9 protein-coding genes are annotated in these 11741 nt (G+C 55.5%); 4 read left to right on the top strand and 5 right to left on the bottom strand.

Annotated features, from left to right (window positions below; genetic code table 11):
• Nucleotides 1–167: 167 nt before the first annotated feature.
• Together exuR and C1N64_RS00380 are read right to left on the bottom strand one after the other, a co-directional pair.
• Nucleotides 168–944 carry a transcriptional regulator ExuR gene (gene exuR / locus C1N64_RS00385; RefSeq protein WP_006118304.1) on the bottom strand — a complete coding sequence of 259 codons (777 nt, stop codon included), beginning with the start codon at nt 942–944 and terminating at the stop codon, nt 168–170.
• Nucleotides 945–1031: 87 nt separating this feature from the next.
• On the bottom strand, nt 1032–2336 hold the full coding sequence (locus C1N64_RS00380; RefSeq protein WP_039341892.1) for an MFS transporter: 1305 nt from the start codon (nt 2334–2336) through the stop codon (nt 1032–1034).
• A gap of 399 nt (nt 2337–2735) precedes the next feature.
• On the opposite strand from C1N64_RS00380, the gene uxaC reads away from it, so the two are divergent.
• The 3 genes from uxaC to C1N64_RS00365 are packed head-to-tail and all read left to right on the top strand — an operon-like array spanning nt 2736 to nt 7095.
• Nucleotides 2736–4151 carry a glucuronate isomerase gene (gene uxaC, locus C1N64_RS00375; protein WP_039341898.1) on the top strand — a complete coding sequence of 472 codons (1416 nt, stop codon included), beginning with the start codon at nt 2736–2738 and terminating at the stop codon, nt 4149–4151.
• 2 nt (nt 4152–4153) lie between these two features.
• On the top strand, nt 4154–5605 hold the full coding sequence (locus tag C1N64_RS00370) for a tagaturonate reductase (RefSeq protein WP_375124571.1): 1452 nt from the start codon (nt 4154–4156) through the stop codon (nt 5603–5605).
• Nucleotides 5605–7095, top strand: a complete 1491-nt coding sequence (locus tag C1N64_RS00365) for a UxaA family hydrolase (protein ID WP_006118300.1) — start codon at nt 5605–5607, stop codon at nt 7093–7095. The genes C1N64_RS00370 and C1N64_RS00365 overlap by 1 nt, the downstream gene beginning before the upstream one ends.
• A 55-nt stretch (nt 7096–7150) precedes the next feature.
• On the opposite strand, the gene C1N64_RS00360 is transcribed toward C1N64_RS00365, so the two are convergent.
• Both C1N64_RS00360 and C1N64_RS00355 read right to left on the bottom strand, forming a co-directional pair.
• Nucleotides 7151–8122, bottom strand: coding sequence for a TerC family protein (locus C1N64_RS00360; RefSeq protein ID WP_033739986.1), 972 nt, complete (start codon nt 8120–8122; stop codon nt 7151–7153).
• Between the two features lie 259 nt (nt 8123–8381).
• On the bottom strand, nt 8382–9362 hold the full coding sequence (locus tag C1N64_RS00355; protein ID WP_375124561.1) for a Gfo/Idh/MocA family protein: 981 nt from the start codon (nt 9360–9362) through the stop codon (nt 8382–8384).
• Nucleotides 9363–9496: 134 nt separating this feature from the next.
• On the opposite strand from C1N64_RS00355, the gene C1N64_RS00350 reads away from it, so the two are divergent.
• Nucleotides 9497–11185, top strand: coding sequence for a chloride channel protein (locus C1N64_RS00350; RefSeq protein ID WP_394515188.1), 1689 nt, complete (start codon nt 9497–9499; stop codon nt 11183–11185).
• On the opposite strand, the gene C1N64_RS00345 is transcribed toward C1N64_RS00350, so the two are convergent.
• Entirely contained in the window at nt 11182–11685 is a 504-nt protein-coding gene (locus C1N64_RS00345) for a M48 metallopeptidase family protein (RefSeq protein ID WP_006118297.1), read from the bottom strand. The genes C1N64_RS00350 and C1N64_RS00345 overlap by 4 nt on opposite strands.
• Nucleotides 11686–11741 lie beyond the last annotated feature (56 nt).

Raw genomic sequence — 11741 nt, 5'->3', positions numbered from 1 at the left:
CCTTAACGCAAAAGGTAAGAAAAGGGTGATAACTGTAACAAAAATCCAGCTTCGGAGACAGAACTACTCCTAAACGAACAGGAGTTTTACCCTCTCCATTACGATGTAAAAAGGAGTTTTACATGTTCTGACACTATTGCAGATTAACTGACTGTTTTTAGGCCAGATTAGCGCTGAATCGTATCGGCATCAGGTAAGACAACCGGATTTTCGCTGAACATGTAGCGGTCGACATTAAATTCAAAATCGTCGGCGGTGGCGTTAAATAACATCTGCTTAGTATTTTCGAGATGTTGCCACATTGCCAGCTTACTGGCGGCAGGATCTTTGCGGATGAGTGCTTTAAGAATCTGATCGTGATCGTCACACCAGCTGAGAATACTGCGCTGATCGATATGCTCGTGCAGTTTGAGCCAGTAGGGATTGTGTAACCGGTGCAGCCACATTTTTTCGACAATGGCCGCGAGGGCACTGTTCTGCGTGGACTGCGCAATACGAACATGGAAGTGCATATCCCATTCTGAGTCCCTGAAATGGTCCTCCTGACGGGCTTTCTCCTGAATCGCCATCAGGTCGACAATATCCTGACGCGTTACCTGTGTGGCGGCGAATTCGGCGACATTACTTTCAATCAGCTGACGCGCCTGAAGGAGTTCAAAGGGACCAAAGGTGGCGAACTCCAACTGACTGCTGGACTCAGCCACACGGGTTTGCTGCTGGCTGGCTATCACATGAATACCCGAGCCTTTGCGTACCTCAACATAGCCTTCTACTTCCAGCATGATGATGGCTTCGCGGACCACTGTGCGACTGACCTGCATTTCTTCGGCAATCAGACGCTCTGCGGGCAGCTTGTCTCCCACCTGATAAACGCCATTTTCAATGCGCCGTTTTAATTCGCTGGCCAGTTGTTGATAAAGTCGACGCGATTCGGTGAGGTCCATAGCACGATCCAAAGTAACAAGCAGATAAGTTGTTATACCACTTTGCTGTAACTGAAGAAAAGGGCTGGCGCAGGCCAGCCCGGGAGATTAGCTGCGAACGGGCGCAGCCTGAGAAGGCGAATGTGGCGTCTGCAGTTCCGACACCGGTTGATTTTTCAGGACGGTCCAGATGACGATGGCGCCCAGCAAATCAAACACGGCCAGCGCAGCGAACAGGGGACTGAAACCTAACGTATCTGCCAGCGCGCCAACCACCAGCGCAAACAGCGTGCTGGCTGTCCAGGCCGCCATACCGGTTAAACCATTGGCGGTGGCCACTTCATTACGGCCAAAAACGTCAGAAGATAGCGTAATCAACGCGCCAGAGAGTGCCTGATGGGCAAAGCCGCCAACACATAACAACGCGATGGCAACGTACGGGCTGGTGAACAAACCAATGGTGCCCGGGCCTATCATCAATATCGCGCCCATTGTGACCACCATTTTGCGCGACACGATCAGGTTTACGCCAAACCAGCGTTGAAACAGCGGGGGCAGGTAGCCACCCAGAATACAGCCAAAGTCAGCAAACAGCATGGGCATCCAGGCAAATAGCGCGATCTCTTTCAGGTTGAAACCGTAAACCTTAAACATAAACAGCGGGATCCAGGCGTTAAAGGTGCCCCACGCAGGTTCGGCCAGGAAACGCGGCAGCGCAATGCCCCAGAACTGGCGGTTACGCAGGATCTGCAGTGCCGACATTTTGGTCGTGTTACCTGTCTGATGCTGCAATTCCTGACCTGAAATGATGTAGTTACGTTCTTCGTCGCTCAGCTTGTTTTGCTGCTTAGGATGCTTGTAGAACACCAGCCAGCACAGCGCCCAAATCATGCTCAGTACGCCTGCGATGATAAACGCCATTTGCCAGCTGTGCGCCACAATAGCCCACACGACCAGCGGCGGCGCGACCATGGCACCAATGGATGAGCCCACATTGAAGTAGCCCACTGCGACGGAGCGCTCTTTTGCCGGGAACCATTCGCTACTGGCTTTGAGCCCGGCGGGGATCATGGCTGCCTCGGCGGCACCGACAGCGCCACGCGCCAGGGCCAGTCCGCCCCAGCTGCCTGCCAGCGCGGTCGCGGCGCAGAATGTGGCCCACAGTACGGCAAAGACCGCATAACCGACTTTGGTGCCTAGCAGGTCGAGCACATAACCCGCAACGGGCTGCATCACGGTATAGCAGGCGGAGTACGCCGCCACAATGTACGAGTATTGCTGGGTGGTGATGTGCAGCTCGGTCTGTAAGGTTGGCGCTGCTACGGCAATAGTGTTACGCGTCAGATAACCCAGTACCGTCCCCAGCGTCACCAGGCCAATCATATACCAGCGTAATCCTTTGATCTTACGCATTCTGTACCTCTTCCAGTTGTGTATGCGGTCAAACCGCTGTTGTTATCTGGAGCGGGACATCTCGTGATACAGCTCTGCTCACGCCCGCCGGCCCTGCCTGAGCGACCGTTATCTGCCTTGCCTTATGTCAGAATTTTGTTACCTTGCGGTAAAGCGAGAGCCTAACTTGTTATACAACTTTAAAAGTTGAAAGCCATCACAAAAACCCGTAATCGCATGTGGGATACTGTAAACAGATGAGAACACAGCCAGTTAGCGCGCTGCCGGCGGCAAAAAGGTCGCTTTTCGGGGGAAAAATCTCGCTTAAATGTGACCTGAGTCGTAAAAAAAACGGCAGTCAGTGAAAATTGGTATGATAACTTTGAGCCATTCAGGGTGTATCCCATAAGGAAGCTTTTTATGTCGCGTTTCATGACCGAGGATTTTTTGCTGGACACAGAGTTCGCCCGTCGTCTTTACCACGACTACGCCAAAGACCAGCCTGTCTACGACTATCACTGCCATTTACCGCCGCAACAGATCGCTGAAAACTACCGTTTTGCCAATCTCTACGATATCTGGCTGAAAGGGGATCACTATAAATGGCGCGCGATGCGGGCAAACGGCGTGGCTGAGGCGCTGTGCACCGGTGATGCCAGCGATCGCGAGAAATTTAATGCCTGGGCACGGACCGTACCGCACACCATCGGCAACCCGCTTTACCACTGGACGCACCTGGAGCTGCGCCGCCCGTTCGGGATTACCGGCGTCCTGTTGTCAGAAAAAACGGCGGATGAGATCTGGCAGCGCTGTAACGATCTGCTGGCTCAGGACACTTTCACCGCGCGCGGTATCATGCAGCAGATGAATGTGAAAATGGTCGGCACCACCGACGATCCGCTGGACGATCTGGTGCACCATCGTGCGATCGCCGAAGACGGCAGTTTCAACGTTAAGGTGCTGCCAAGCTGGCGTCCGGATAAAGCGTTCAACATCGAAGCGGACACCTTTTTGCCGTGGATTGAAAAGCTGGAAAGCCTTACTGATGTCAGCGTGCAACGCTTCGATGATTTACGTCAGGCGCTCAGCAAACGGCTGGACCACTTTGCCGCACACGGCTGTAAGATTTCCGATCATGCGCTGGATGTCGTGTGTTATGCCGAGGCCGATGAAACGACGCTGGACAGGATTCTGGCGCACCGTCGCAGTGGTGCCAAACCCGATGCACAGGCGATCGCCCAGTTCAAAACGGCGGTGCTGGTCTGGCTGGGCGGCGAGTACGCCCGTCGCGGATGGGTGCAGCAATACCACATTGGTGCGTTACGCAATACCAATCAGCGCCAGTTCCAGCTGTTAGGCGCGGACGTCGGTTTTGACTCCATTAACGATCAGCCTGTGGCAGAACCGCTGGCTCGTTTGCTGGGTGCGCAAAACCTCAATAATGCGCTGCCTAAAACGGTCCTTTATTGCCTGAATCCGCGTGACAACGAAGTGCTGGCAACTATGGCCGGCAACTTCCAGGGAGAAGGCCAGGCCGGGAAAATGCAGTTTGGCTCCGCCTGGTGGTTTAACGATCAACTGGATGGCATGCAACGTCAGATGACGCAGCTGGCCCAAATCGGTCTGCTGAGCCGTTTCGTGGGCATGTTAACCGACAGCCGAAGCTTCCTCTCGTATACCCGCCACGAGTATTTCCGTCGTCTGCTGTGCCAGATGATTGGTCGTTGGGTGGATCACGGCGAAGCCCCGGCCGATGAAGCCTTGTTAGGACAGATGGTGCAAAACATCTGCTTTAACAATGCGCGCGACTATTTTGGCATTGAGCTGGGAGCCTGATGATGACGCGGCTGAACCGCCACGACTTTCCCGGCGCGGTCTACCACGATCGCGTGATTCAGTTTGGTGAAGGCAATTTTCTGCGTGCTTTTATCGACTGGCAACTGGACTGGCTCAATGAGCATCAGGGAACGGATGCCGGTGTGGTGGTGGTCAGGCCGCGCAATCGCGCAGTCAGCGACACGTTAAATCAGCAGGACGGCCTTTATACGACCTTGATTCGTGGCCTGAACGCGCAGGGTGAGTCGGTGAGCGAAAGCCGCCTGATCCGCAGTGTGAACCGTGAAATCCAGCCTTACACGCAGTTCGATGCGTTTATGGCGCTGGCGCGCCAGCCCGACATACGCTTTGTTTTCTCGAATACCACCGAAGCGGGCATCGCGTTTAGCGAAACGGATCGGCTGACCGATTCGCCCGCCGCCAGCTTTCCCGGCAAACTGACGCAGCTGCTTTGGGCGCGTTATCAGCACGTTGCCGGTGACGAAAGCAAAGGCTGGCTTATCGTGCCGTGCGAGTTGGTCGATCATAATGGCGATATGCTGCGCGCGCTGGTGCTCCGCTATGCCGAACACTGGCAGTTACCGGACGCCTTTACACGCTGGGTAACGACAAGCTGTGCGTTCTATAACACGCTGGTGGATCGCATCGTCACCGGGTTTCCGGCCGACAGCGCCGCGCTTGAGGCACAACTGGGTTATCAGGATCACTTCCTGGTAGCGGGCGAGGTCTATTATCAGTTCGTTCTGCAAGGCCCCGCCGCGCTGTTTGACGAACTCAGGCTGACGGCGCTGGCACCCAACGTGCGCCGGGTTGAGGATATCGCCCCGTATAAAGCCCAAAAAGTGGCCATTCTGAATGGCGCGCACACCGCAATGGTGCCGGTGGCGTTTCTGGCGGGCCTGGAGAGCGTGGGCGAGGCGATGGAGGATACACAGGTCGCTGGGTATATTGACGATCTCCTGCGCAAAGAGATCATCCCTACGCTCGATCTGCCCGCTGATGAGCTTAACGCCTTCGCCGACGCGGTACTGCGCCGCTTTCGTAACCCCTTTATCCACCATGCGCTGCTGTCTATCGCTCTTAATGGCATGACCAAATTTCGCACACGTTTGCTGCAGCCATTACTGACTGCCCATCAGCAAACCGGCCAGTGGCCAACAAACCTGACGTTTGCGCTTGCCGCCCTGATCGCGTTTTACCGGGGCGAACAGGCAGACAAGCGCTGGACCTTGCAGGACGAGCCGTACTGGTTTCAGCGTTATTCAGAGAGCTGGGCTGCCGTCAGCGCACAACGTCTTTCTCCCGCGGCGTTGGTTCAGCAGGTTTTAGGTGAGGCATCGCACTGGGGACAGGATTTAACTCAGCTACCCGGCCTGACCGAAACGGTCAGCCACCATCTGCAACGCATTCTCGCGCATGGAATACGCGACGCGCTGAGCCACCGGAGATCATGATGCAAGACGCCATAAAAATTCATCCGCAGGACAATGTCGCCGTGGCGTTGCAGGATATCGACATCGGGACGTCAATTGCGCTGGCGGATCACCCCGTGACGTTACGACAGGCCGTGGAGCGGGGGCATAAGTTTGCCTTACGCTCGCTGGAGAAAGGCGAAACGGTCGTGAAATACGGGTTGCCCATCGCGCACGCCACGCAGGCTATCGGGGCCGGAGAACGGGTGCATTCGCACAATGCACGTACCAATCTTAGCGATCTCGACCAGTACGACTACCAGCCAGAGCCGCCAGCCTTAACGCCTCAACCTGGCGATCGCGACGTGCAGCTCTACCGCCGCGCCAACGGTGAGGCAGGCATTCGCAACGAGCTGTGGATCTTACCGACCGTCGGCTGTGTTAACGGAATTGCCCGGCAAATTCTGCAGCGTTTCCTGAAAGAAACCCAGGACGCGGCCGGAACCGACGGGGCGTTTCTTTTCAGCCACACATTTGGCTGTTCACAGTTGGGTCAGGACCATGAGAACACCCGCACCATGTTGCAAAACATGGTGCGTCATCCAAACGCGGGCGCGGTGCTGGTGATTGGCCTGGGCTGTGAGAATAATCAGGTCGATGCCTTTCGTGAAACATTAGGGGCGTTTGAAAGCGACCGCGTTGCGTTCATGGTCTGCCAGCAGCATGACGATGAAATAGAAGCCGGGCTGGAACGCCTGCACGCACTGTACGAAAAAATGCGTCACGATCGCCGTACACCGGGCAAACTCAGCGAGCTGAAATTTGGTCTGGAATGTGGCGGCTCTGATGGCTTCTCAGGCATTACCGCCAATCCGCTGCTGGGGCGTTTTTCTGATCAGATGATCGCCAACGGCGGCACAACGGTGCTGACCGAAGTCCCCGAAATGTTTGGTGCCGAGCGCATTCTGATGGGGCGCTGTCGCGACCGCGCGACCTTCGATAAAACCGTGGCAATGATCAACGATTTCAAACAGTACTTTATCGATCACCATCAACCTATTTATGAAAATCCGTCTCCGGGCAATAAAGCCGGCGGCATCACTACGCTGGAAGAGAAGTCGCTCGGTTGCACACAAAAAGCGGGGCAAAGTCAGGTGGTGGACGTACTGAAGTACGGTGAACGCCTGACGGTACCCGGCCTTAATCTGTTAAGCGCACCGGGCAATGATGCAGTGGCGACCAGTGCCCTGGCGGGCGCAGGCTGTCATATGGTGCTGTTCAGCACCGGACGCGGAACCCCTTACGGCGGATTCGTACCGACCGTTAAGCTGGCCACCAATACGCCGCTGGCTGAAAAGAAACCGCACTGGATTGATTTTAATGCCGGAAGGCTGGTTGAGGGCATGAGCATGGAGGCGCTGCTGGCCGATTTCGTGGACACGATTGTGGCCATTGCCAACGGGCAACGCACCCGTAACGAACAAAATGATTTTCGTGAGCTCGCGATTTTCAAGAGCGGTGTGACGCTGTAAATCACAAGGGCGGCACCCATGCCGCCCTTGTTCCGTGCTTTTCCTTGCCGTGCCGTTACGGCTTATTCAGCTTCTTTTTGTCATTCTGACGGTTAACCCAGGCGTTGATCAGCAGCGTCGATGCCAGAATCGTTCCGACGATGCCCAGCGATATCGCTACCGGAATGTGGTAGATATCGACAATCAACATTTTTATACCGATAAAGACCAGCACGACAGCCAGACCATATTTCAGCATCGAGAAACGTTCCGCCACGTTAGACAGCAGGAAGTACATGGCGCGCAGACCCAGAATCGCAAACAGGTTTGAGGTCAGAACGATAAAGGGATCGGTGGTGACGGCAAAGATGGCCGGAATGCTGTCGACGGCAAAAATGACATCGCTCAGTTCGACCATGATCAGTACCAAAAGCAGCGGCGTCGCAAACAGCACGCCGTTTTTCCGCGTAAAGAATTTTTCCCCGTCCAGCGTATCGGTCATGCGCAAATGTTTACGCAGCCAGCGCACAACCGGTTTGTCGCCCACGGCTGCATCGTCCTCTTTCGCCATCGCCATTTTGATACCGGTAAACAGCAGGAAGGCACCGAAGACATAGAGGATCCAGCTAAACTGCGTTACCAGCCAGCTACCTGCAAAAATCATGATGGTGCGCAAAACGATAGCGCCCAGTACACCGTAGATCAGGACGCGGCGCTGCAGGTTGGCCGGAACAGAGAAGTAGCTGAACAGCATCAGCCAGACAAAGACGTTGTCTACCGCCAGCGATTTTTCCAGCACGTAACCGGTCAGGAAAGCCAGCGTCTGGCTGGTCGCCACGTCACGCCCGGCGGTACCGTCCAGATACCACCAGAACGCCGCACTGAACAGGAGCGAGACGGAGACCCAAATCAGCGACCAGACGGCAGCCTGTTTGAAGGACATGGTTTGCGAACCGCGACGGCCCTGCAGGAACAGGTCAATCGCCAGCATGATAAGTACTACAACCGCAAAACTGCCCCAGAGGAGTGGCGTACCTACAGTTTGCATAATCGTATCCTGTCTGAAATAAAAAAACGGCTGAGGTCAGAAGACGTCAGCCGCTTATTCTGTGTAAGCAAACCTCGCCTTCCGGCAAGGTCTCACTTACAACTCAGGAATGGATTCTGGGTTGCCTGATGACCGGATGCGTACGCAACGTAGTGACGACCAATCAGCTTACAAGTTACTCCCCTTTGCAAGCCGATAAATTACGTGGCTGGCCGTCAGGAATCAATCGTCTGCCCGTCATATTTTGAAATATTTACACTCAGGCACTGTCGGCCGGAAAGACCACGCCGGTCTGACGTCGGATCTCGGTCAGTAATTTTGCAACGCTACGGGAAATGTCCAGCGCCGGATGGCTGACATGGCGCTGTTCTACCAGTCGTACAAAGGTTTCTGCTTCATACAGCAGGGTATTGATGTGTTGAGGCTGGCTCCAATCCTGTTTCTCCCCGACACGCGGAATAAAGGTCACAGATGGACACTCAGAAATACGTGTCACCACCAGCGATCCCGCTTCCCCCTGGATTTCACTGGCCAGTACCGAGTCGCTGACTTTTGAGTGCACTATCGTGACATCAAACTCACCATAATTCAGATTCACGGTGCCGTGGCCGTCCACGCCACTTTCCAGCAGGGTGGCCGAGGCAAGCACCTGCCGGGGCTCGCCCCACAGCGTGACGGCGACCGCCAGGCAATAGTAGCCGATATCCATGATGGATCCGTTGGACCAGCGAGGATCGAAGGTGTTGGGATGTTCGCCGTTCAGGTAACGCGGATAACGGGACGAATACTGACAATAGTTCAGCAGCGCTTTGCGCACTGTGCCAAGCGCAGGCAGCCCTTGTTGGAGTTGAATAAAGTTGGGTAAGCTGGCGGTCTTGAAGGCTTCGAACAGCACCACCTGATACTGGCGGGCGCAGGCGATCATGGCTTCGACCTCGTGCAGATTCGAGGCCAGCGGTTTCTCACAAATGACGTGCTTGCCCTGCGACATAAACAGCATGGCCTGCTGACAATGCAGGGCATTGGGACTGGCGATATAGACGGCGTCGATATCAGGACAGGCGGCCATGGCCGCCAGCGACGTAAAGCGCTGGTCGCAAGGATAGTCATAGCAGAATGCCGCGGCCTGCTCCCGGGTACGTGAATAGACGGCACACAGCCTCATCTTGCCGGTTTCGTGTGCCGCCTCGATGAACTGACGCGTTATCCAGTTCGTTCCCACAATGGCAAAGCGAATCACAGTGATCTCCTGCGCAGGTAAAAGTGCAGAGTAGCATCTGGCATCCGGCAGGCAACATCAGACGTTGATCCTGAGATCGCCATTCCAATACTATGTCTGAATACCGCACGTTAAGCACAAGACGGGGAGCGCAGGTGAAAGGAAGCAAACACGCATTAAACTGGACCACATTACTGATTGCCGTGCCGGTGGGCTGTGCCGCCTCGTTAGTTACTTTGCTGTTCCGCGAAACGATTGAGTTCATCAATTATCTGCTGTTTGGCCGCAGCAACGACATCACCGAATCCATCCATCTCTGGCCCATGCTGTTCTGGCCCGTTCTGGTCGGCGTGGGCGGTCTGCTGGCCGGTTTCTTCCTGCGCTACGCGGTCGCGATAGAGCGGCAGCAAACCGTCAAGACCGACTATCTCGAAGTCATTAATGCCCGCCTTGACGCCGTGCCGACGAAAACCTCCCTTTTCCGGGCGCTGTCTTCGGTTGCCAGTATTGGCAGCGGCGCGTCAATCGGTAAAGAAGGCCCGATGGTTCAACTGGCCGCGCTCTGTGGCAGCATGATCGGCCGCCTGTTGCCGCCTGGCGTGCAGTTAAAAAACAGCGACGTCGTCGCCATGGCCGCCGCAGCTGGTCTTTCCTCGGTCTACCATGCGCCGCTGGCATCGGCCATTTTCGTGGCAGAGATCGCGTTTGGTATCTCCGCCCTGCAACGCCTGATTCCGCTGGTGGTCTCCTCCGCTGTTGCGGTCATGACCACGTGGGCGCTGGGCTTTCGTAATGCGCTTTATCCGCTGGCCGAGGTGAGTTTCACGATGGATGTCAGCAGCCTGCTGATTACCGTCCTGATTGGCTTACTGTCCGGGCTGGCCGGTTTGCTCCTGATTCGCCTGATCGCCCGTGCTAAAACGCTGTTCAGTCGGGTCCGGTCCTTACCGCTACGTCTTGGGGCGGGTGGCTTTGCCGTGGGCCTGCTGGCGCTGGTCTCGACCGATATCCTGGGGAACGGCTATGAAGTCATTGTAAAGGTGATGGCAGGGCATTATGTGTTATCAGGTTTACTGCTGCTGCTGGTCTTAAAAACGCTCGCGACCAGCCTCTCGGTAGGCTCCAATGCGGTGGGCGGGTTGTTTACACCGTCCTTGCTGATCGGGGCGCTGCTGGGTATGGTCATCGCGTTGTGTGGGGTTGCCCTGCATCTTCCCCTGAATAATGTCCTGCTGTTCGCCGCTGTTGGCATGGCGGCCGTCCTGGCGGCCGTCAGTCAGGCGCCGTTAATGGCCATGTTAATGGTGCTGGAAATGACGCTCAACAGCAGCCTGCTGTTTCCGGTGATGATAGCGGCCGTTCTGGCGACAATGGTGGTCTACCGCCTGCAAATGGCCAGTACTTATCCCGTCGTGACGCACCATTTCAACCGTTCTGAAGCCAAATATGACTTCGATAATATGCGCATCAGCGAACTGATCATTCCGGGGGCGGCCCTGCAACCTGAGGCCTCGGTTGGGGAAGCACTGGCGGTGAGTTCGCTTAAGCGTGAGCGCTATGTGTACGTCATCAATGCGCAGGGCGCGTTTCTGGGCGTGGTTTCCATTCACGAAATATCCCGCCGGGTGCTGGCGCAGGAGATTAATCTGGACTCGCCGGTGCAGTGCGTGATGGATGAGGATTTCCCGGTGGCCTATCAAAACCAAAGCCTGCGGGAAGGATGGGAAGCTTTTGCAGCCGTCACGCTGGAACGTCTGCCTGTCCTGAATAATCCCCAGGAGCGCCGTTTTTTAGGCGCGCTGACCAAAACCAGCCTGATTCAGAAAGCGCAGGAGTTTCTCTAAGCCGCATTGCCCTGCAAAGCCTGTTCTGTCATCCACAGGCGGGCGTCGAATTCGAGCTGGTGATAGTCCGGTTCCATATGGCAGCACAGCTGATAAAACGCCTTGTCGTGATTTTTCTCTTTCAGGTGCGCCAGCTCATGTACCACGATCATGCGTAAAAAAGGCTCAGGCGCCTGGCGGAAAAACGTGGAAATACGAATCTCCGCTTTGGCCTTCAGGTTGCCGCCCTGCACACGGGAAATGGCCGTGTGCAGGCCCAGCGCGTGCTTCATCACCTTGATTTTGTTATCCCAAATCACCTTATTGATGGGCGGCGCGTTGCGCATGAAGCGGTTTTTCAGTGCCAGCGTAAAGTCATACAGCGCCTTATCACTCATCACATCGTGTCTGTCGGGATAGCGCTGTTGCAGCACCGGGCCCAGACGCTGGCGATCGATGAGCGTTTGCACCTGTTCAAGGATGGACTCAGGATAACCCTGAAGATAGATCAGTGAGGACATTAGAGATTCCCGGCGAAAGACAGTATACTGCGCCCCCTTTTTGGGGCGAAAATCAA

The sequence above is a fragment of the Pantoea sp. SGAir0215 genome, from assembly GCF_043543215.1.
Note: the sequence above shows the minus strand (reverse complement) of the source record. Positions and strands in the feature narration are given on the sequence as shown.

Bases quoted from the DNA above. Each gene is read 5' to 3' on its own strand.
- exuR (WP_006118304.1), bottom strand. From the start codon at position 944: ATGGACCTCACCGAATCGCGTCGACTTTATCAACAACTGGCCAGCGAA.
- C1N64_RS00380 (WP_039341892.1), bottom strand. From the start codon at position 2,336: ATGCGTAAGATCAAAGGATTACGCTGGTATATGATTGGCCTGGTGACG.
- uxaC (WP_039341898.1), top strand. From the start codon at position 2,736: ATGTCGCGTTTCATGACCGAGGATTTTTTGCTGGACACAGAGTTCGCC.
- C1N64_RS00370 (WP_375124571.1), top strand. From the start codon at position 4,154: ATGACGCGGCTGAACCGCCACGACTTTCCCGGCGCGGTCTACCACGAT.
- C1N64_RS00365 (WP_006118300.1), top strand. From the start codon at position 5,605: ATGCAAGACGCCATAAAAATTCATCCGCAGGACAATGTCGCCGTGGCG.
- C1N64_RS00360 (WP_033739986.1), bottom strand. From the start codon at position 8,122: ATGCAAACTGTAGGTACGCCACTCCTCTGGGGCAGTTTTGCGGTTGTA.
- C1N64_RS00345 (WP_006118297.1), bottom strand. From the start codon at position 11,685: ATGTCCTCACTGATCTATCTTCAGGGTTATCCTGAGTCCATCCTTGAA.